The 21149-nt window shown below is 72.4% G+C and carries 16 protein-coding genes; 7 read left to right on the top strand and 9 right to left on the bottom strand.

The window, feature by feature from the left end:
* On the bottom strand, window positions 1-1107 hold a 1107-nt coding region (locus AB0K17_RS28810), incomplete at its 3' end, for an Hsp70 family protein (protein ID WP_365984777.1).
* Between the two features lie 449 nt (window positions 1108-1556).
* On the opposite strand from AB0K17_RS28810, the gene AB0K17_RS28805 reads away from it, so the two are divergent.
* Window positions 1557-3887, top strand: coding sequence for an NACHT domain-containing protein (locus AB0K17_RS28805; protein WP_365984776.1), 2331 nt, complete (start codon window positions 1557-1559; stop codon window positions 3885-3887).
* A gap of 8 nt (window positions 3888-3895) precedes the next feature.
* On the opposite strand, the gene AB0K17_RS28800 is transcribed toward AB0K17_RS28805, so the two are convergent.
* Together AB0K17_RS28800 and AB0K17_RS28795 are read right to left on the bottom strand one after the other, a co-directional pair.
* Window positions 3896-5053: a PP2C family protein-serine/threonine phosphatase gene (locus AB0K17_RS28800; protein ID WP_365984775.1), complete on the bottom strand. Its 1158-nt coding sequence runs from the start codon at window positions 5051-5053 to the stop codon at window positions 3896-3898.
* A 62-nt stretch (window positions 5054-5115) separates the two neighbouring features.
* A complete protein-coding gene (locus AB0K17_RS28795; protein ID WP_365984774.1) occupies window positions 5116-6000 on the bottom strand; it encodes a LysR family transcriptional regulator in 885 nt (294 codons plus the stop codon).
* 78 nt (window positions 6001-6078) lie between these two features.
* Between AB0K17_RS28795 and AB0K17_RS28790 the strand changes: the two genes are divergently transcribed.
* Entirely contained in the window at window positions 6079-7410 is a 1332-nt protein-coding gene (locus AB0K17_RS28790; RefSeq protein ID WP_365984773.1) for an MFS transporter, read from the top strand.
* Here AB0K17_RS28790 and AB0K17_RS28785 read toward each other — a convergent pair.
* Window positions 7325-8944, bottom strand: a complete 1620-nt coding sequence (locus tag AB0K17_RS28785; protein WP_365984772.1) for an ADP-ribosyltransferase domain-containing protein — start codon at window positions 8942-8944, stop codon at window positions 7325-7327. The genes AB0K17_RS28790 and AB0K17_RS28785 overlap by 86 nt on opposite strands.
* Window positions 8945-9125: 181 nt before the next feature.
* On the opposite strand from AB0K17_RS28785, the gene AB0K17_RS28780 reads away from it, so the two are divergent.
* Window positions 9126-9803 (top strand): macro domain-containing protein, encoded by a 678-nt coding sequence (locus tag AB0K17_RS28780; protein ID WP_365984771.1) that lies wholly within the window; start codon window positions 9126-9128, stop codon window positions 9801-9803.
* Between the two features lie 134 nt (window positions 9804-9937).
* Here the strand turns inward: AB0K17_RS28780 and AB0K17_RS28775 are convergent, their stop codons facing one another.
* Window positions 9938-10870 carry a LysR substrate-binding domain-containing protein gene (locus AB0K17_RS28775; protein ID WP_365984770.1) on the bottom strand — a complete coding sequence of 311 codons (933 nt, stop codon included), beginning with the start codon at window positions 10868-10870 and terminating at the stop codon, window positions 9938-9940.
* A gap of 71 nt (window positions 10871-10941) precedes the next feature.
* On the opposite strand from AB0K17_RS28775, the gene AB0K17_RS28770 reads away from it, so the two are divergent.
* Together AB0K17_RS28770 and AB0K17_RS28765 are read left to right on the top strand one after the other, a co-directional pair.
* Window positions 10942-11859, top strand: a complete 918-nt coding sequence (locus AB0K17_RS28770; RefSeq protein WP_365984769.1) for a dihydrodipicolinate synthase family protein — start codon at window positions 10942-10944, stop codon at window positions 11857-11859.
* Between the two features lie 250 nt (window positions 11860-12109).
* On the top strand, window positions 12110-13354 hold the full coding sequence (locus tag AB0K17_RS28765; protein WP_365984768.1) for a xylan 1,4-beta-xylosidase: 1245 nt from the start codon (window positions 12110-12112) through the stop codon (window positions 13352-13354).
* 17 nt (window positions 13355-13371) lie between these two features.
* Here AB0K17_RS28765 and AB0K17_RS28760 read toward each other — a convergent pair whose 3' ends face one another.
* The 3 genes from AB0K17_RS28760 to AB0K17_RS28750 form a co-directional block, all read right to left on the bottom strand.
* Window positions 13372-14127, bottom strand: a complete 756-nt coding sequence (locus tag AB0K17_RS28760; RefSeq protein WP_365984767.1) for an alpha/beta hydrolase — start codon at window positions 14125-14127, stop codon at window positions 13372-13374.
* 335 nt (window positions 14128-14462) lie between these two features.
* A complete protein-coding gene (locus AB0K17_RS28755; protein WP_365969605.1) occupies window positions 14463-14924 on the bottom strand; it encodes an SRPBCC family protein in 462 nt (153 codons plus the stop codon).
* Window positions 14925-15046: 122 nt separating this feature from the next.
* Window positions 15047-15547 (bottom strand): cupin domain-containing protein, encoded by a 501-nt coding sequence (locus AB0K17_RS28750; RefSeq protein WP_365984766.1) that lies wholly within the window; start codon window positions 15545-15547, stop codon window positions 15047-15049.
* An 84-nt stretch (window positions 15548-15631) separates the two neighbouring features.
* On the opposite strand from AB0K17_RS28750, the gene AB0K17_RS28745 reads away from it, so the two are divergent.
* Both AB0K17_RS28745 and AB0K17_RS28740 read left to right on the top strand, forming a co-directional pair.
* Window positions 15632-16519 (top strand): LysR substrate-binding domain-containing protein, encoded by an 888-nt coding sequence (locus AB0K17_RS28745; protein ID WP_365984765.1) that lies wholly within the window; start codon window positions 15632-15634, stop codon window positions 16517-16519.
* 163 nt (window positions 16520-16682) lie between these two features.
* Window positions 16683-18236, top strand: coding sequence for an AMP-binding protein (locus tag AB0K17_RS28740; RefSeq protein WP_365984764.1), 1554 nt, complete (start codon window positions 16683-16685; stop codon window positions 18234-18236).
* Between the two features lie 56 nt (window positions 18237-18292).
* Here AB0K17_RS28740 and AB0K17_RS28735 read toward each other — a convergent pair whose 3' ends face one another.
* Window positions 18293-21142: an NACHT domain-containing protein gene (locus AB0K17_RS28735; RefSeq protein ID WP_365984763.1), complete on the bottom strand. Its 2850-nt coding sequence runs from the start codon at window positions 21140-21142 to the stop codon at window positions 18293-18295.
* Window positions 21143-21149 lie beyond the last annotated feature (7 nt).

Raw genomic sequence — 21149 nt, 5'->3', positions numbered from 1 at the left:
GTCGAGGAGCAGGACGTCCTTGACCTCACCCTTGAGGACACCGGCCTGCAGGGCGGCGCCGATGGCGACGACCTCGTCCGGGTTCACACCCTTGTGCGGCTCCTTACCGGTGAGTTCCTTAACCAGGTCGGTCACCGCCGGCATCCGCGTCGAACCGCCGACCAGGATGACGTGGTCGATGTCCGCGACCTTGATGCCGGCATCCTTCACCGCGTTGTGGAACGGGCCCTTGCAGCGCTCGAGCAGGTCGGCGGTCAGCTGCTGGAACTGGGCGCGGGTGAGTTTTTCGTCCAGGTGCAGCGGGCCCTCGGCGGACGCCGTGATGTAGGGCAGGTTGATCGTCGTCTCCGTGGCGGCCGACAGCTCGATCTTCGCCTTCTCGGCGGCCTCCCGCAGCCGCTGGACGGCCATCTTGTCCTGCGAGAGATCGATGCCGTAGCCGTTCTTGAACTGCTTCACCAGATGGTCGACGACCCGCTGGTCCCAGTCGTCGCCGCCCAGTTCCGTGTCACCGGACGTCGACTTCACCTCGACCACGCCCTCGCCGATCTCCAGCAGCGAGACGTCGAAGGTGCCGCCACCGAGGTCGAAGACGAGGACGGTCTGGTCGTTCTCCTTGTCGAGGCCGTAGGCGAGCGCGGCGGACGTCGGCTCGTTGATGATCCGCAGGACCTTCAGGCCCGCGATTTCGCCCGCCTCCTTCGTCGCGGTGCGCTGGGCGTCGTTGAAGTACGCGGGGACGGTGATGACGGCCTCCGTCACGTCGTCCCCCAGGAAGGCCTCCGCGTCCCGCTTGAGCTTCTGCAGCACCCGGGCGGAGATCTCCTGCGCGGTGAACCGCTTGCCGTCCACGGTCCCCGAGTCGGGAAAGTGCCACTGCGCATCGCCCATGTGCCGCTTGACCGAACGGGCGGTGCGTTCGACGTTCGTCACGGCCTGGCGCTTGGCGATCTCGCCGATCAGCACCTCCCCGCCCTTCGCGAACGCGACGACGGACGGTGTCGTTCGCATACCCTCCGCGTTCGTGACGACCGAGGGCTCCCCGCCCTCCAGGACGCACACCACGGAGTTCGTCGTACCAAGGTCGATTCCGACAGCGCGTGCCACGATGCATCACCTCCCTGCCTTCATAAAACTTGAGCCGAGTCCTGTCAAGGTGCCGAAGTGGCCGCCGGACGCCGGGGCCCTCCTGACGAGCTTCATTGCTTCGGGCGGTTTGCGCCTCTCGATCCTTCCCTCCCTTCTTCCCGCGCCGCACCGTGCCCATGGGGTAGTCCACCCGAAGGGCGTCGCCGAGGGACGTGGTCCTCCGTGCCGCCGTGGCCGCGGCGGACGCCGAGCCGGCACGGTCGCCGACCTCGCCGCGATCGGCCCGGAACCACTCGCCCCCACCGCGTGTTCCCCCTCGCCGCCCGGCTGCTCGGCGAGCAGGTGGACGTGGCGGCACCCTCGCCGACATGGCCGACCTCGTCCGCCGACGCCTGGCCGCCGCAGCGCCGCAAGGCGTACCCAGGGACGGTCGGTAACTGCGGCCGCTGGTGGTCGTTTTACTCTCCGTGAGCAAGCGATGGAAGGTGACCTGGGTACTGTGCGCCGTGGTCGCCTGTGGGTTGTCGGTGGTGTGGCCGCTGCGGGATCCTGCGCGGATCTCCGCTGCAGCAGCGGTCGTGAGTGCGGTCATCGCCCTGTTCGGAGTGCTGTCCGTGTGGGCCTCGCGCTCCGGCCGGAGCCGGGCGCCCTCCAGCAGCGGGCAAGTCGCCGAGGCGACAGAGATGTTGGCCCGCACGGTCCGCCGGCAGTGGGAGGACGAGGCGATCCTGCGGCAACTGTACGATCCGCAGCCGCTGCCCGTGGTCTGGACGGACTGCTCCCACCCGGGGGTGTCCGACCATCGTCAGCTGGTGGGCACCGCAGTGGTCTGCCGGGCCGGCGACCCGCAGCAACTGGCCGCGGCCTTCGGCTCGCTCACGCGCCGGCGCCTGGTGGTCCTGGGACCGGGAGGATCGGGAAAAACGACCTTCGCCGTCCTGCTGCTGCTCGCCCTGCTGCGCACGCGCACCACCGGTGACCCGGTGCCCGTGCTCTTCTCGCTGTCCTCCTTCGACCCTGCGCGAGAGAGCGCCCGGAACTGGCTGCGCCGCCGCATGGCTGCGGACTACCCGGCGCTGGCCGACACCGAGAACTACGGTGCCAGTGCCATCGAGGACCTTCTCACCGAGCACCGCCTGATTCCCGTCCTCGACGGGCTCGACGAACTCCCCGCACAGAGCCGGGCAGCAGCCCTGGCCTCCCTCAACGACACCCTGCCGGCCGACACCCCGCTCGTCCTCACCTGCCGCAGCGACGACTACGTGCGAGCGGTGACGGAGAGCGGCATCCTGACCGGAGCGGCCGTCCTGGAGCCCGCGCCCGTACGCACCGACGACGCCCTCGCCCTGCTGAAGCTGGCCACCCCGCCCGGGCCCCGCCAGCGCGGCTGGCAGGCCCTGGCCGAGCACCTCGACGACCAGCCGCAGGCCCCCGCGGCCCAGGCACTGACGAGCCCCCTGATGGTGGCCCTGGCCCGGTCCGTCTACGCCGACCACGACAACGACCCCGCCGACCTCACCGACACCCGGCGCTTCCCCACCGCCGCCCACATCGAGCGCCACCTCCTCGACGCGCTGATCCCGACGCTCTACGGCCGCGCACAGAGACAGCGCCCGAACCGGTGCTGGGACCCCCGCCAGGCGCAGCGCCACCTCGCCCGCCTTGCGGCGGGCCTGCACGCCCAGGGGACGTACGACCTCATGTGGTGGCAGCTGTACCGGTGGACCCCGGCCCTGGCCGGGCCGTGGCGGCGGGCGGGGACGTGGGCGCTGACCACATGCATCGGACTCCTGCTGGCCACCTCGCTCCTGGTGGCTGTCCTGGACGTGCCGTCATGGCCCGAGGGACTGCGGTGGTATCCCTTGTCGGCGCTCGAGGTCGTCATCAACATTCCTGTCCTGGGGCTCGGCGGTCTGATCGCCGTGCAGGAACGCAGCCTGGCCCGTACGGCCGCCGTGGCTGCGGTTTTGTCCCTGTCGGGCGGTCTCGCGGCTCTGCCGGCGGCGCTGTACTACTACCACGGCCTGTTCGGACCGGTGTTGGTGGCCGCCATCGGCTTCGTCTGCTTCAGCCTGTGGCTGTGCATGCTCGGAGCCGGCGGCCTGCCGGCTCCTCCTCGCATGCCGAGCCGTAGCCGGCCCGCCCGACGAGGCCGGCCCAGGCAGCTGATCCGCGTGCTCGTCCTCGTCACCGGTGTCGCCGCCATCAGCGAAACGGTCTTCGCCGGATACACCTTCGCCGGGTACGAGACCGCCCTGCCGACCGGAACCGTGCCGTGGGGCCTGACGATCGGTGCTGCAGTGGGTGCCTGCCTGGCCGCACTGGACTGGGTCCGGGGCCCGTCCACCGCTGACGAAGTGGCAACGGCAACGTCCTCCATCCAAGCCGATCGCCTCATCTCGCTGATCAGCGGAGCAGCCTGTGCAGTGGTCTTCGACATTCCCGACGGCATCATGCGGGCCGTCGTGTCATGGTCCCCGTACAACCCCTTGCGGACCACTGTGTTCGCGGCTGTGATCGGCCTCTTCCACGGCGGTCTCCTCGGCGCCGGCGTAGCCCTGCCGGCGCACTCCTGGCCCCACTACACCCTCGCCCGCATGATCCTCGCCGCCCGCGGCCGGCTGCCGTGGCGGCTGCAGGCTTTCCTCGCCGATGCGCATCGGCTCGGCATCCTCCGGCAGGTGGGGCCCGTCTACCAGTTCCGTCACGCCCGTCTCCAGCACCACCTCGCCACCCGCCCCCGGCTTCCCGCCCCGCGACCGGACTGTCCCAGTCCTGTAGGGACGACCCCCATGTGACCTGCGCGTCAGGGCTTCGGCTCGTGCCCCTCCTCGCACCGCTCCACGAGCAGCATCGCCGCGTCGTCCGCCAGGTGGCCCCGCGTGTGCCCCAGCAGTGCCTCGTGCAGGTGTTCAAGGAAGTCCTTGGGCAGGCCGCACGGGAGGTCGGCGGCGGTCTTGCGCATGGCCTCCGGCAGGGGGAAGAAGGCGTCGTTCGGGTCGCGGGCCTCGATCACGCCGTCCGTGTACAGCAGCAGGCGGTCGCCGGGTGCGAACGGGTGGCTCTCCGCCGTGGCGGGGTGACCCGCGGCGAAGTCCTCCAGCCACAGGGGCGGGAGGGGGTCGGCGGGCGTCAGGACGCGGAGGGTGTCGCCGTGCGTCACCAGTGGGGGCGGGTGGCCGCGGTTGACCACCTCGACCACGGGTCCGTCCGGCACCTGGGCGACGAGGGCGGTGACGAAGCCCTCCAGAAGGGCGATCTGGTCGAACGCGCCGGGTACAGCGGTCTCGCGGCGCAGTGCGGCGGTGCAGCGGTTCATCACGTCGGTGAGGTCGTCCTCGTACTGCGCGGCCTCGCGGAAGGCGCCGAGGACGGCCGCGGCGGCGCGTACGGCCTGGAGTCCCTTGCCCCGCACGTCGCCCACGATCATCCGGACCCCGTAGCGGGTCTGCAGGATCTCGTAGAGGTCGCCGCCGATCTGCGCGCCCTGCTCGGCCGCGAGGTACATGCCGGCGGTCCGGAAGGGGCCGAGCCGTTCGGGTACAGGGCGCAGGACGACCTCCTGGGCCGCGGTGGCGATGCGGCGGACCTGGTCCAGTTCGTGTTCCCGGCGCGTGCGTACGGCGCTGTTGGAGGTGATGCCCGCCACCGAGACCAGGAAGATGGCCAGCAGGTTGGTATAGACCTGCTGGGTGCCCCAGGCGTCGTTGTACGTCGCGGTCGTCACGCTGACGGCCACCGCGAGGCCGATCGCCGCGAGCGTGCCCCGCAGCCCCAGCGTCACGGCCGCGAGCGCGGGCGTCGCCGTGAGGAGGGGGCCGGTGTACAGAAAGTGTGCGGGCGAGAACTCGATGGCCAGCACCAGCAGGGCGATCACGAAGGGCAGGCACTGCCCCAGCGTCAGGAGGCCCCAGGTGTGGGCACTCGCTCCCGGCCGGGGAACGGAGCGCAAGAGCGACGCCATGCCTCCAGGCTCGCCCGCGGAGCGCCCGGGGTCCACTCGTCGCGTGCCGGCGCGCCGCGCCCTCAGGTGGCGTCGGCCGGGTCCGCGCCGAGCTGGGAGAGGAAGGCCGTGGCGGCCGGGGACGGCCCGAGCGTGCCCCACACGAGCATTTCGACGCGGGAGGGCGCGTTGCGCACCTGCAGGGCGTGCACGCCCTGCAGGGTGGAAGCGATGGCCTTGGGGACCATGCCGATGCCCAGGCCGGCGCGGACGAGCCGCACCAGGGCCGCGATGTCGGTCACCTCGAAGGGCACGTCCGTCACCAGGCCGGCCGCCTCGAACGCCGTGTCGCGCTGCCGGCGGGCCGCCGATCCCACGGGGAAGTCGACGAACGGCTCGCCGGCCAGCCGCTGCAGGTCCGTGCGCGTGCGGGTGGCGAGCGGGTGCTCGGGCGCCACGACGGCGACCAGCTCGTCGTGGGCCAGTTCCTTGCGGCGCACGCCCTGGGGGCGCATGCCCGGCACCAGGCCGATGAAGGCGACGTCGAGCGTGCCCTGCCGCACGCCCTCGATGAGGGCCTCGCTCATGGCGGTGCGCAGGCTGATGCGTACCTGGGGGTACCTGGCGCGGAAACGGCCCAGCTCGTGGGCCGGGTCCACGGCGGCGACGGTGGAGATCGTGCCGACGGCCAGCCGGCCGCGGATCTCGCCCGTCACCGCGTCGACCTCGGCGCGGGCCCGGTCGGCGGCCTCCAGCGCCTGCCGCGCCACAGGGACGAAGGCCTCGCCCGCGGGCGTCAGGCGCACGCTGCGGCTCGTACGGTCGAACAGACGTGCTCCGAGCTCCTTCTCCAGGCGGGCGATCTGATGGCTGAGCGCGGACTGCACCACGTGACACCGCTCGGCGGCGCGCGTGAAGCCGCCGGTCTCGGCGACGGCGACGACGTAGCGCATCTGCTGGAGCTCCATCCATCGATCTTAAATCGCGATCGTTGCCATGAAAATTATGTGTTGGACTCATGGATCGGCCCGTCCGAGACTCGCTCCATGACCACCACGAGCGCCACGACCACCCCGACCGCCACGACCACCACGCAAGGACGAGGGCTGGGCCGGGGCACGCTCCTGCTGATGGCCGTGGCCTGCGGCCTGTCCGTCGCGGGCAACTACTTCGCCCAGCCGCTGCTGGACGTCATCGGCCGCGATCTGCACATGAGCGCCGGCGCCTCGGCGCTGGTGGTGACCGTCGCCCAGGTCGGGTACGCGCTCGGCCTCGTCCTCCTCGTCCCCCTCGGGGACCTCGTCGAACGCCGCCGCCTGGCGGTCGGGCTGTGCGCCGCGACAGCCGTCTTCCTCGCCGTGACGGCGAGCGCGGCGGACGGCACCGGGCTGCTGGTGGGCACCGCCCTCACCGGGCTCACCTCCGTCGCGGCGCAGGTCGTCGTCCCGTACGCGGCCACCCTCGCCGCGCCCGAGAAGCGCGGCAGCACGGTCGGCACCGTGATGACCGGCCTGCTGCTGGGCATCCTGCTGGCCCGCACCGCCGCCGGCCTCCTCTCCGGCGTCGGCGGCTGGCGCACCGTCTACTGGGTCAACGCGGGACTCATGGCCCTCGTGGCGGTCCTGTTGCGGCTGTCCCTGCCCCGGCTGCGGACGCCCGCCGGGCTGGCGTACCCCAAGCTGCTGGGTTCGACCGCGGCGCTCTTCGCCCACGAGCCCGTGCTGCGGCGCCGGGCGGCGATGGGTGCGCTGTCCTTCGCCGCGTTCAGCGTCCTGTGGACGGCCCTCGCCTTCCTGCTGTCCGGCCCCGCCTACCGCTGGTCCGGGTCCGCGATCGGGCTGCTGGGCCTGGTCGGCGCCGCCGGCTCCCTGTCCGCCTCGATCGGCGGGCGGCTGGCGGACCGCGGCCTGGTGCACCGGGTGAGCGGCACCTCGGCGTTCCTGCTGCTCGCCTCCTGGGCCCTGCTCGGCGCCGGCGGCGCGGGAGGCGCCTGGGCGCTCACGGCCCTGCTCGCCGGCGCCGTCGTGCTCGACGCCGCCGTCCAGGGCCTGCACATCAGCAACCAGAACCTCGTGTACGCGCTGCGTCCCGAGGCCCGCAACCGCCTCAACTCCGCGTACATGACCTCGTACTTCGCCGGTGGCGCCGCAGGCTCGGCCCTCACGTCCGCCGTGTGGGGTGCGGCGGGGTGGCACGGGGTGTGCGCGCTGGGCGGTGCGATCTCGGCGGTCCTGGTGGTGGTGTGGCTGACCGAGCGTCACGGCGCCGGCCGGGCGCCGCTCCACTTCCCGCTCAGGAGACCAGCGGCGGCTCCTGCAGCTCGGCCAGCTTCACGGTGCACAGGCCGTTGCGTTCGGTTTCGACGTCCGTCACCTTGAGCTGGGTGCCCGGCAGAAGGATGAATTCCTCTTCGTCCGTGAACGCGGAGTAGCTGCGGATGCCCACGGCCCGGGCGGGGGTCACCTCGAAGAGCGTCCGCTTGCCGCGGCCGCCGAGGAACGCCCGGGCCACGCTGTGCTTGGAGGTGCACGAGGACACGCCCCACCAGGTCACGGTCCCGCCGACCGGGTACTGGGCCCGCAGGTCCAGCGGTACGCCGCGCCACAGCGGTTCCGTGCGGGTGGGAAGGCCGGACACCGCGGAGAACAGCAGCCGCAGGTACGGCAGATACGGCAGGACCCTGGTCCGGTCGGGGGAGCGCAGGATGGCGTTGATCTCCCGGTAGAAGGCGGACTGGCAGGTGTAGAGGTAGAGGGCGGCGATCGCGTCGGCGGACAGGCTGCCGGACGTCGCGTCCGCCCGCCGCTTGCCGAATTCGTGCGAGAGCGTGACGTGCCGGTCGAGCCCGGACAGCAGCCGGGCGACGGGGGAGACGGCGTCCCGGAAGTCCATGAGCGGCGTGTCGAAGACGCCGGTGATGGGGGAGAGGACCAGGCCCTCGTCCTTCACGCCGGCGAGCCGGTCCAGGTACAGCTGGTGCAGCTCCATCGTGGATGCGATGAACGCGCCCATGCGCTCGGCGACGCCGCCGTCCGCGCCTGCACCCTCGGACGCGTGCGCGTCCCAGCCCTTGCTCGGCAGCCAGTCGATGGTGTCGGCGCCCAGCGAGGCGAGGGCGTCGTTCACCACGCGGAAGTGCTCGCCGTCGCAGAAGAGGTCGCCCTGTGCGGCGGGGTTGGCATGGTCGATGTGCCGGACGTCGACGTCCGGGTACTTCTCCTGAAGCCGCAGGACGACCTTCTTCAGATTGCGTGCGTGGGCTCCCCACCAGGCGAAGACGACACCGCGGTCCTCCTCCTCGGCCGCCTCCTGCTTGGCCTTGAGGATCTCCTCGACGATCCGCTCCGCGACCGGCCGCCAGAACGCGGTGTGCCGGTCGGTGCCCATCGCTCCATCAGCACTGGCGGTGAGCGCGGCGTTCAGCAGCAGGACGCCCTGCGTGAGCATCGCCTGGAACCATTCCGGCGGCTGGACGGTGTCCTGCTTCTTCAACAGCGCCCGGATGTCGGCGATCGGTGTCTTCTTGGGAATCCCGTACTTCCACATCGCCGCCGCCTTGATCAGGCAACGAATGCTGACGACCCTGCCGAACTGACTGTCCTTCCAGTCGTGGAAGGTGTTGTCGAACATGGCGATGCCGGTGGCGCTCTCCGGCCGCGGATAGGGGTTCTGGCCGAAGACGACGACCTTCCACTTGTGGGGCGCATGCGGCTTGAGCGCCTGGAAGGTCAGTTCGCGGACCGGTACGACCTCCGGGCTGCGCCCCGGGCCGATGAACGCGGAGGCGTCCGGCTGGGCCTCGATGACCGGCTTCAGCAGTGGGAGCCACGGCTCGCCGCCGCCCTTGAACAGGTCGGCGAGGGCCAGCGGATCGTTGGCGTCGGGCAGGGCGCAGGTGTGGGCGTCACTCATGATGGAGGGGCTCCGAAAAAGTCGAACAGCGCTGGTGGGAGGCCTGATCGGCGAAGTGCCCACGACCATAGGGCAGCCCACTGACATCCCCTCCGGACACCGAGCCCGTCCCGGACGCGGTGTCAGTGGGGCGCGCTAGCGTTCCGATCAGTCGAGTGAACGTTCCCGATCGGAGTGAACCATGACCATCCATCCCGTGCCGTCGCCGCTCAAGGTCGTGCTGACCGACATCAACACCGCGGTGGTGGAGGCATGGCGGGCAGCCTTCGCCGACACTCCCGGCATCGAGATCCGCAAGGGCTCGATCCTCGACGAGAACGTCGATGCCTGGGTCAGCCCGACCAACTCCCGGGGCCGGATGGACGGCGGTGTCGATGCGGCCGTCAAGTGGTACCTCGGCGCCGGCATCCAGCTGCGCGTCCAGCGGGCGATCCGGGACGGCTTCGGGGGCACCCTTCCCGTGGGCAGCGCGGTGTGCGTCTCCTCCGGGGCGGTCAAGCCGAAGTTCCTCATCTCGACGCCCACGATGGAGACCTCCTCGCAGAACGTGAGCGAGACCTTGAACGTGGCCCTGGCGTGCGCCGCCGCGTTCCAGGCGATCCACCGGCAGAACAAGAAGGCGCCGGGCAGCATCCGCTCGGTGGCCCTGGTCGGCATGGGCGCGCAGACCGGCCGGGTGCCGGCACGGGTGTGCGCGAACCTGATGTGGACGGGCTACACGCTGTTCAACGACTTCTGCTTCGAGGACGACGACGACCTGCGCAGCACGATCACCGCCCAGCTCGACGACATCGAGAACGCTCCCAGCGAGCAGCGGGTCCGCATAGCCCCGCCCCGGCGCGGCGCTTCCCGCCGCTGACCGAGGGGGACGCAGCCGGCGGAAACGAGAGACCGGCCGACCGCATGGACCGTGTCCTGTGCGGTGAGGAGTGATCCAGGGGGCAGGGAGGCTCACTCACCCCCGCTACCCCCGCGCGATGGGCTGAGAGCCGATCACCCGGCACGGCCCGTGGCGCCCACCGCGGTTCGCGCCGCCGCTACGAATGCTGCGATCGCCGGATGAGTGCCGCTGCCCGCGCGGAAGGCGACCTTGGAGCGCCGGAAGAGGGGAAGCCGGGTCAGGATCACGTCCTCGGGGGCGTGTGCGGTGGCCATCTCGGGTACGAATCCGGCGCCTTGCCCGATGGCGGCCAGTGCCAGGACCGTACGGAAGTCGTTGACCTGGTGGCGGATGCGTGGTTGGAAGCCGGCCGCCTGGCAGGCGCGTACGGCCATCGCGTGGCCGGTCGTGCCCTCCCGGGCGGTGATCCATGGGGTCGTGGCCCATGGTCCGAGGAGCTCCGCCAGCGTGTCGCCGCGCACGGCGGGACCGGTCGCGTGAGCGCTGTCGGTGGTGGCGCCCGTGGCCAGGTACATCGGCTCCTCCAGCAGGGGGACCTGATCGACCGTGGTGTCCGGGGAGGCGGGCACGAAGTCGTAGTCGTGGACGAGGGCCACGTCGAGTTCGCCGGCGCGCAGGCCGTCGGAGACCCGCGCCGAGTCGATCTCCTGCAGCATCGGTTCCAGCGCGGGATGCCGCTGGGCCAGTTCGGCCAGCGTGGCGGGCACGATCGCGGGGCCGCCGGAGGGAAACGTCCCGATCCGCAGCGGTCCGCCGATGCCCTCGCGTGCTCCGGCCAGCTCGGAGACCGCCAGTTCGAGGCGTTCGAGGACGGCGTCGGCGTGGGTGACGAGGGTGCGGCCCGCAGGGGTGAGCACCACGCGTCTGCCGCTTCGTTCCAGCAGGGGTACGCCCGCCTCGCGCTCCAGCACGCCGAGCTGCTGGGAGACGGCCGAGGCGGTGAAGGTCAGCGCTTCGGCGACGGCCGCGATGGTGCCGCGTCGGTCCAGTTCGCGCAGCAGGTGGAGACGCCGGACATCGAGCATAAGATCAGCTTACGTATAAGCGAAGGAACATGAGCTGGATCTACCGGGTTTGCATCGGTCAGGCTGGCCGCATGAAGCCCGAAGCGAACCTCAGTGGCCTGTTTGTCCCCTTGGTGACCCCGTTCACCGACGACCTGCGTCTTGCCCCGGACGCGCTCGCCCGCCTCGCCGACGAGGCACTGTCGGCCGGCGGCGCTCGCGGACTCGTTGCCCTGGGCACCACCGCGGAGGCGGCCACGCTGACCACCGAGGAGAAGCAGGCCGTGGTCCGTATCTGCTCGGCCGCCTGCCAGGCCCATGGAGCTCCGCTCATCGTCGGCGTCGGCACCAACGACACCGCCGCCGCCATGACGACACTGCGGGAACTCGCCCAGAGCGGTGACGTCACCGCGGCGCTGGTTCCCGCGCCGCCCTACACCCGGCCCGGCGAGGCGGGAACGCTGGCGCACTTCACGGCACTCGCCGAAAACGGCGGCCTGCCCCTGGTCGTCTACGACATCCCGTACCGCACCGCTCAGCCCCTCAGCACCAGCACGCTGTACGCGCTCGGGCACCTGCCGCAGGTCGTCGGGGTCAAGTACGCGACCGGTGCGATCGACGCAGCCGCGATGGAACTGCTCGGTTCGTCGACTCCAGGCTTCGCGGTGCTCGGCGGCGATGACGCCGTCATCTCGCCGCTGCTCGCAGCGGGCGCCCACGGCGGCATCCTGGCATCGGCCAATGTCCGCACCGCCGACTTCGCCGAGCTGATCGCGCTGTGGCGGCGCGACGCCGCGGGACCGGCCCGCAGGCTGGGAGCCGAGCTGGCCCGGCTGTCCGCCGCGCTCTTCGCCGAGCCGAACCCGACCGTGATCAAGGGGGTGTTGCACGCCCAGGGCCGTATCCCCAGCCCGGCCGTCCGGCTGCCGCTGCTGGCCGCCTCCACCGATGCGGTCCGGCGAGCGGCGGACCTGGCCGCCACCAGGACCCACCAAGAGACCGCGGCCTGACACGGGCCCGAGGCCCCCGGGGAACCCCGATGGACGTCGATGCAAGTCGATGGGGCCTGCCCGCTCCCGCGCCACCACACTTGTGGGCGCGCTCCCCAGGCGACCAACGGATCCGCGGCGCGCCGCCCCGGCGCGCCGTTTCCCGCCGCTGTCAGCCGGCGCGGGACGTCCCCGGCGGAAACGAGAGAACGGCCGACCACTTGGGACGATTCCCGGAGAAGCCGGGGCGAGAGGGATATCGTCGGATGTCATGGGGCGACACGCGGCAGGTGCCCGGCTCGGGTGGGGCTTCACCCACACCCAGTACAGCGCGGAGTACGGCGTACCCGATGCCACCCGCAGGGCCGGCGCCCTGCTCTCCGCGCGGTCCCTGCCGCAGAACCAGCACATCATGGGCTGGGGCGCGGAGAACCCGGAACCGTCCCCCGGCCGCCACGACTTCGAGGCCCTCGACGCGCGCGTCGCCCTGATGCGCGGCACCGGCGCCGTCCCTGTCCTCACCCTGTGTGCCGCCCCCGACTGGATGAAGGGCGGCCGGGCAGGGCACACCGACTGGTCGCGGCTCGAAACCGCCCCGGACCCCCGGCACTACGCCGACTTCGCCCGCCTCGCGGGCGCGGTCGCCCGCCGCTACCCCGACGTCCGGCACTTCCTGGTGTGGAACGAGCTGAAGGGCTTCTACGACGAGGACAAGCGCCGCTGGGACTACGAGGGCTACACCCAGCTGTACAACCTCGTCTACACGGAGCTGAAGAGGCAGAATCCGCGAAACCTGGTGGGCGGGCCGTACGTGGTGGTCGACCACGACCCGCCCGCCGCCGACGACGAGGACTGCTCGCGCGAACTGCGCGGTTGCTGGGGCGAACTCGACCAGCGTTCGGCCGACGTCGTCCATTACTGGAATGCGCACAAGACGGGGGCGGACTTCGTCGTCGTCGACGGATCGAGCTACACCCGCGAGGGGCACCGCACGATCCCCGACGAGTTCACCGCCACCGAGAAGTTCGCTGACGTCACCCGCTGGCTGAGGCGGGTGACCGGGCTGCCGGTGTGGTGGGCCGAGTGGTACGTCGAGCCGCCCGCCGACGACGACCGGCCCGGCGGGCGGGACGGCTGGAGCGAGCAGCACCGCACCGCCGTGCAGGCGACCGCCATGATCCGCCTCGCGGAGGGCGGCGCGTCGGCCGCCTTCTACTGGAACCCGCAGCAGACGGGGGACGACTGCCCCGGCTGCCTGTGGCGCAGCACCCACCTGCGCGACGGCGGAGGGGCGTTGCCCATGGCACTGCTACTGAGCCGGTTCGCCTACGAGTTCCCTCCCGGCACCGCCTTCCGGCCGGTCGCCGCGACGGCCGGAAGGGGTGACCGGATCCAGGCCCTGGCCGACGACGAGGCCGTGCTCGTCGTCAACGCCGAGCGCCGCCCGGTCGTGGCCAGGGTGGACGGTCACGTACTGCCCCTGGCCCCGTACGAGGTGCGCTGGCTGCCCCACTGAGCCGTCACGCCCAGCCGTCACGCCCGCAGGAAGCCCTCCAGGGCGGTCGCGAAGGCCACCGGCACCTCGTGCATCGGGTAGTGGCCCGAGTTGGTCAGGACCTCCAGCTCGGCCTGCGGGTAGTGGGCCAGCCAGGTGCCGCGCATGACCTCGGCGGTCAGGGCGAGGTCGTACTCGCCGACGAAGACCTTCACCGGAAGGGTGCTGCCGGCCACCTTGGCGGCGAAGTCCAGGGTGCTCCAGTCGTCCAGGTACGAGGCGAAGGCCTCGGGCCGCGAGCCCGCCACCGAAGCGGCCGTCATCGCATCCAGCCACCGGCCGCAGGCCCGGTGCCCGGTGACCAGGTCGAGAATGGCCCGCCGGTTGGCGGGAGCGTGCGCCGCACCGTGGAAGAGGTCGTACGCGTCACCCTCCAGCGGAAACGCACCGGCCGGCACCGGCGTCACCCCGACCAGCTTGCGTACCCGCCGCGGCGCCTCGGCCAGAACGCGCTGCGCCGCCTTGCCGCCCATGGAGTGCCCGACGACGGAGAACGTATCCCAGCCCAGCTGGTCGGCAAGGGCCAGCGCGTCGGCAGCGATCTCGGTGAGCGTGAACTCGCCCGCCACGTCCCGCCGCTCCCCGTAGCCGCGGTAGTCGAGAAAGGCGTACGTGAAGCCCTCCGGATCCAAATGATCGAGGAACGCCCCCCATCCCGCGCTGGTGCCGAACCAGTCGTGCAGGGCCAGAACCTTGTGCGGACCGGTACCGATGGTGCGATGGCTGATCGTCATGCGGGCTCCCGTCGGAGGGGGTGCTGGCTGGTGTGACGGCCATTACTTGCCCAACCGGCGCGGTAATAAGGCGTGTTCAGCGGGTCTTCGTCACGCACCACTACGGCGCCCCTACGGGGCGCTGCATGATCCGCCGGACACGGCCTGGTCGCTGCACGGGCAGGGGCACAGACCAACGGTGACAGGCGGGGCCGAGGGCATGCTGCCCCCGGCCCGCCGGTTGCGCACGCGGTGACCGTGGGCACTCGGGTACGGCCGATGCCGCCGGCGCCGAACGACGGCCCGGGCGTCGGCGGTGCTCGCCCCCGGGCGTCGGCCGGCGCCCCCGGGAGCCGTCAGTCGCCGGGCCTGATGCGGCCGCGCCAGGCGCCCGTCTCGCCGCCCTGCTTCTCGATGTAGTCCTTGAAGCGGCGCATGTCGCCCTTGACGCGGCGGTCGATCGTCTTGGTGAGGTCGCCGGCCTTCTCGGCCATGCCGCTCGGCTCGACGTCCATCACCAGCTCGACGCGCGTGTGCGTGTCGTCCACACGCCGGAAGCTGACCGTGCCCTTCTGTTTGGTCTCGCCGCCGACCGTGCGCCAGGTGATGCGCTCGTCGGGGTGCTGGTCGACGATCTCGGTGTCGAATTCCCGCTGGACGCCGGCGATCTTGGTGGTCCAGTGGTTGTGGCGGTCGTCGATCTGGCGGACCTCCTCGACGCCCTCCATGAAGTTCGGGAACTCCTCGAACTGCGTCCACTGGTTGTAGGCGGTGTGGAGGGGCACGTCGACCTCCACCGCTTCTTTCACCGTGCTCATGGGGCCTCCTCGCTGTAGTCGCGGCAGCGCGGTGCGTGTCCGCCGCGCTCGGACTTCTTCGCGGGTACCCGTTCACGCGCGTTTATGTGCGAAGAGCACGGAAAAAGTCCGGCCGGCGACTCCTACTCCTGCGGCGCGCCCGAGGGCGCCGGGTGGGAACTGGTCCGGTAGCGGCTGCGGAATTCGGCCAGCAGCTCGTCGGTCGCCTCGGCCCCGGCGCTCACGGCGGCGTGGACGTCACGGAAGTAGTTCTCGTAGCCGGCAGGGGTGTACAGGCACAGGGCACGTGCGGTGACCGTGCCCGCGTTGCGGAAGCCGTGCGGCGTACCGCGGGTCGCGGCGAGCAGGTCGCCGGGCCCGGCCGTCACCTCGCCGTCGCCGGTGTGGAGCGTCAGCTCGCCCTCGAGGACGTAGAAGTACTCGTCGTGCCCCTCGTGTACGTGCGGCCGGGCGCCGATCGTGCCGGGGGCGAGGCTGAACTCCTCGAAGGAGAAGTGTCCGTTCGTGTGCTCGCCGGTGAGCCGGAAGAAGTGGGCGACTCCGGCGACGTCGATGAGCTCGCCGTCCTGCGGACGGCGCAGGAGCGGACGGTCGGCAGGAGCATGGGCGTGATCGTTGGTCATGAGGGGATTCTCACCCAGGTGTTCGACCGTCGCCGAGTCCTATTGAACTACGTGATAGGACCGGGACCCGGCGAGACTGCCGTCATGGACCTTCTCTCCCTGCGCTATTTCCAGGCCGTCGCCCGTCACGAGCACATCAGCCGGGCCGCCGAGGAACTGCGGGTCGCCCAGCCGTCCGTGAGCCGGACCATCATCCGGCTCGAATCCGAGCTCGGGGTTCCGCTCTTCGACCGCCGCGGTCGCCGGATTCGGCTCAACGAGCACGGTGAGGCCTTCCTGCGCCGGGTCGAGCGGGTGCTGGCCGAGCTGGACGACGCCCGGCGGGAGGCGGCCGACGCCTCCGGTGCGGGGCCGGGCCGGGTGGCCGTCGCCGCCGAGACCCTGGTGCAGCTGGCCTCGGTACTGGCCGCCTTCCGCAGGTACCGTCCCGGGGTGAGCGTACGGCTGTTCCAGGCGCCGTTGGACGAGATGCGGCGGCATCTGCGCACCGCCGAGGTGGACTTCGCGCTCGCCTCCCAGCCGCTGTCCGGGCCCGGACTGTGCACGCTGGAGCTGGTGCGGGAGGAGGTGCTGCTGGCCGTGCCGCCGGGCCATCCGCTGGCCGGCCGGGAGCGCGTCACGGTGGCCGAGCTGGCGGGCGAGGACTTCGTCAGCACCCGCCCCGGCCTGTGGCAGCGCGCCCTGCTGGAGAGGCTCTTCGCCCGCGAGGGGCTCGTACCGCGCGTGGTCTGCGAGGGCGACGAGGCCGCCGCGACCCCGGAGCTGATCGCCGCGGGGCTGGGCATCGGGCTGATGCCCGCGGTCGCCCGGCGGACCATGGCCGAGCGCAGCCCGGTGGCCTGGCTGCGGCTGGACTCCCCGGACTGCCACCGGACGCTGACCCTGGTGTGGCGCCGGGACGCCCACCTCTCCCCAGCGGCCCAGGAGTTCCGCCGGCTCGCGCAGGAACACCTCATGCCCAGCGCGTCATGAGCACATGGCGGAACCGGTCGTGGAAGGTATGAGCGGGCGGCACTAGCGTCGACGGCATCGAGGGGACATTCCGACAAGGCCTGACAGGGCCCGACAAGGTCCGCCAAGGTCCGGCAAGACCAGGCAAGGTCCGGCAAAGGTCCGACAAGGGAGAGCAGCAGCGATGAGCCAGCAGCAGCACGCCGGAGGGCATGGGCAAGGCGGTTTCCGCAGCTACGTGGAGGCCGTCCTCGACGTGCTGTCCGCCCACCCCGAGCAGGCCGCCGTCACCACCGCCGAAGGGCTCGTGATCCGCGCGGGCGAGTTGCGCGACCGGGTCCACCGGCTCGCCGCGGAGCTGGCCGAGCGCGGCGTGGGCCGCGGCACCACCGTCACCCTGCTCACCGGCAACACGGCCGAGGCCCTCGTCGCCCGCTACGCCGCCAACCTGGCCGGTGGCCGGGTGGTCGGCCTGTACGAGGGCATGAGCCCGCCGACCATGGCGCACATCATGGCCAGCGTGGAGTCCTCCCTGCTGCTGGTGGACGACCAGCGGCATGCGACCGCCGAGGAGCTGCTGCGGCTCGGCGGCGTGCCTGCCATGCTCTCCCTGGGCCCGAGCGGCTTCGCCGAGGACGTCCTGGCCGCGGCCGCCCGCCACCCGGCCCGGCCGATGCGCGGCCGGGTCGGCCCGGACGACGACTGGTGCATCCGGCACACCGGCGGGACCACCGGCATCCCCAAGGGCATCCGGATGACCCACGGCTCGTACCGCACGGGCCTCGACCACCCGCTCGCGGACGCCGGCGACCCGCCCCGCTACCTGGCCTGCACCGCACTCGCGCATCTCGCCGGCATCTTCGCCGACATGGCGCTGCACGAGGGCGGCTCGGTGGTCCTGCGGCACGGTTTCGATGCCGGGGACGTCCTGGCCACGATCGAGCGCGAGCGCATCACCCACACCTGGCTGCTGCCGCCCCTGCTGTACCAGCTGCTGGACCACCCGGTCCTGCCGACCACCGACCTGTCCGGCCTGCGCCGCCTCACCTACGGCGGCACCGCCGCCTCGCCGGCCCGGCTGCGGCAGGCGGCCAAGGCCTTCGGGCCGGTGCTCCACGGCCTGTACGGGCAGGCCGAGGCGCAGCACATCACCGAGGCCGGCCCCGGCGACCAGGAACGGACGGGCCCCGGCGGGCATCTGACGGTCGGCCGGGCGCTGCCCGGGGTGGAGATCGCCATCCGGGACGCCGGTGGCACCACCCTGCCGCCCGGGGAGCCGGGCGAGGTGCAGGTGCGCTCGCCGTACGTCATGCAGGGCTACTGGAAGCAGCCGGAACTGACCGCCCAGGTGCTGCGGGACGGCTGGGTGCACACCGGCGACGTCGGCTATCTCGACGAGGACGGCTACCTCTACATCGTGGACCGGATCAAGGAGATGATCGTGGTCGTCGGGGGCCACGTCTACCCGGCGGAACTGGAGGATCTGCTGCTGCGCCATCCCGCCGTCGCCCAGTGCGCGGTCTTCGGCAGCCGGGACGAGCAGTCGGTGGAGCACGTCCACGCCGCCGTGGTGCCCGCGGACGGGCAGCGGCCGTCGCTGGAGGAGATCCGCGACTTCGTCACCGCCCGCAAGGGACGCCTCTACGCCCCCGAGGCGCTGCAGCTCGTCCCCGCCATTCCCCTGACGGCGGCCGGCAAGCCGGACAAGCAGCAGCTGCGCGCACAGCTGACCGGCTGACCCACGGCGCGCGGGTTGAACGACGGCGCGCCGGTTGAGCGACGACGCGGGCAGAACTACGGCGCCGGGGCCGGGACGCGCCGCGTGCCCGCGTCGTCCGGCGCCCCCGCCAGGCGGTGCTGCAGGCGCAGGTGACGGAACTCGTAATGGGCACCCGACTGCCGCAGCACACCGCGGCGGTGTGCCTCGGCGAGGAACCCCATCAGCCGCCAGGGCGCCCGCCCCGTCAGGGCGAGCCAGACGCGGGCGACGCACAGCCGCCCCCAGGCGCTGAGCGCGAGCGCCGAGGTGCCGACCGGCACCCACAGTTCGGTGTGCATGGTGCCCAAGCGGCCGCCGCGGCCCACCAGGAGGACCAGCGCCAGGCATACCCCGCCCGCCAGGACGGCCGCGGTCGCGCTGCGCGCAAGCGTGGCGGCGCGATCGGCGCGCAAGGTGCTGCGCGGGCCGGCGGCCCGCACCATGTCGGACGGCACGCTCAGGGCCCGGTACACGCCGGACGCGCAGCCGCCGACGGCCCCGATCAGCGCCCCGAAACCCAGCAGGGGCAGCGTGGCGTCGCGGACGACGACGGGGGCGGGACGCTCGGCGAGCCACAGGTGGACGGGCCGGGGCAGCCCGAGCGCCACGTTCCAGGCGTCGGCCCGGGGCAGGCCGGGGGCGGTCAGCACCGGGCCCGCGGGCTCCATGCTGATCCGGACCACCCGCTCGAAGTGCTCCACCCGGCGCCCGTTGCGGGCGATGCGGGCGTGCCGCGGTACGGCCAACGGGGGCTCGCCGCGCCGGCCGACGAGCAGCTCGCCCCGGTAGGGCCCGGTGGAGGTGGCGGTACGGGTGCCGTCCGCCGCCGTGCGCAGGCGCCAGCCCTCGCTCACCGACCCGTCCGCCGGCAGGTGCGCCGACCGGACCTCCTGCGCCGCGAAGAGCCCGGTGATGCCGCCGACGACCGCCGCGGCGGCCACCCCGACGACCGTACAGACGACGAAGCCGCGCAGGAGGCCGCCGGCGAACCCCTTGAGGACCGCGGCGGGGCTCGTGTACTGGGCGACGACCCGTTCGGCGTACCGCTGCCCCGCCACGCCCAGCATGACGCCCGCGACCAGAGCGGTCGTGGCCGGCAGCACCTCCCCGCAGCACAGGAGGACGACTCCGGCGACCGTGACCAGCACGCCCAGCAGTCGGACGGTTGCGCTGCCGTTGTGTCCGCCGGCCCACGGCAGGCCGAGGGGGAGGGGGCGGCGGGGGAGACCGGCGACCGCGAACAGCATTGCCAGGATGAGCCCCATGCAGCATCCGTTGAGGAACCAGACCGGGCGCGGCGTGACGACGCCACCCAGCCGCAACCCGAGCACGGGAGGGCACAGCAGGCCCACGCACACCGCGACGACCGCCACCGCCCCCGTGAACGTCACGGCCATGCGCACCAGGCGGCGCAGCCCCTGCGGGCTGTCGGCCGTGGCGGGCAGGAGGACGGCGAGCCCGAAGCCCAGTCCCGTGAAGTCGCCGAGGAGGTTGAGGACGGCGGAGAGCGGGGTGTCCCAGTCACCGACGACGCCGTCACCGAACCGGGCGAGCGGTACGAGCACCGTGGCCACCATCAGCAGCGACAGAGCGGCGGGGCCCAGGACGCGCAGGAGTGGCGGCATCGCCGCGGGCACCTCCCACCAGGCGAACCGCCATGTGCCCTGCACGGCGTCCCGGCTGCCCAGGTCGCGGGCGAGTCGGCACAGGATGCGGTGCGCGGCCTGCGGCTGCCAGGTGCTGCCGGGCCCGCCGGCGAAGGCCGCCGGCACGAAGGCGTCCAGCAGGTGCTCCTCGATGCTGTGCGCCGTGGGGAAGCGCGTGGCGTTCGTCAACTCGGCCGGATCGCGGGAGGCGTCCCCGTAGACCGTCCGGGCCAGCGCCACCATCAGCGGCGTCCTGAGCACCGTGGCCAGTGGCTCGGGAGGGCACTGCAGGACCGGCGTCCAGGCGGTCGTACCGTGCTCGTCCGGCCGGGTCGTGCGCTCCAGGTAGCTCCGGGCCGCGGCCGGGGCGAGCGGATCGAGCCGTACGACCTCCGCCGCGGTGAGCACGTCCCCCGACTCCACGGCGCGCGACCAGGCGGTGGTGCGGCAGGTCAGCAGGACGGGCAGGCGGGCGTCCAGTTCCGCGTTGAGGCGCCGTACCGCATCACCGTGCACCGCCCGGGGCAGCTCGTCGAACCCGTCGAGGACCGGCAGGACGAGGCCGGCGTCCAGCAGTTCACGGGCCAGGGTGCGCTCGCCCGAGACGGCGGCCAGCGGACGGTACTCCGCGGCCAGGCGGCCGGCCAGCCACTCGCGCAGCGTGACGGCCCGCGGATCCCAGCCCGCCAGCGCAAAGAGCACCGGTACGGGACCGCCGGGGCGCCGGACCGCGAGCGTACCCAGCACGAACTGCACCGCGAGCACCGTCTTGCCCGCCCCCGGCTCGCCCAGCACGACCAGCCGGCGCGACGGCAGTGCCCCAAAAGCCCGCACGATCCGGTCCAGCCGCTGGTCGCCGTCGCGCGGCGGGGGCAGCGGCCTGCCCCGCAGGACGTTCTGCCGGTGGTCGGCCAGCGGCGGCCCGAGCCGGGACCAGCCGACGTTCAACGGCTCGGGATCCTGCAACCGCCGTAACTGCGCCTCCCTCGTCCACTGCTCCTGCACCGCGTCGGCGAGCGCGTCGGCCGCGCGCTGCCGCCGGCTGCGCGGCGCCGGACCGCGGTCGGCGTCCGGGGTGCGCAGGAGGTCGGCGGCGAAGGCGCACACCGAGACGACCGCGGAGACGACGGAGACCCACAGCGAGGCCGCGTTGTTCTTGTCGCCGCCGTTCCCCCACAGGACGACGGCCATCACCACCAGCGCCGAGCAGGCCACGCCCAGCCCGATGCGCCGCTGCATCCGCGCC

Source organism: Streptomyces sp. NPDC049585 (genome assembly GCF_040675615.1).
In the GTDB taxonomy this organism is placed as follows: domain Bacteria; phylum Actinomycetota; class Actinomycetes; order Streptomycetales; family Streptomycetaceae; genus Streptomyces; species Streptomyces luteosporeus.
This window is presented reverse-complemented; position numbering and strand designations above follow the sequence as displayed.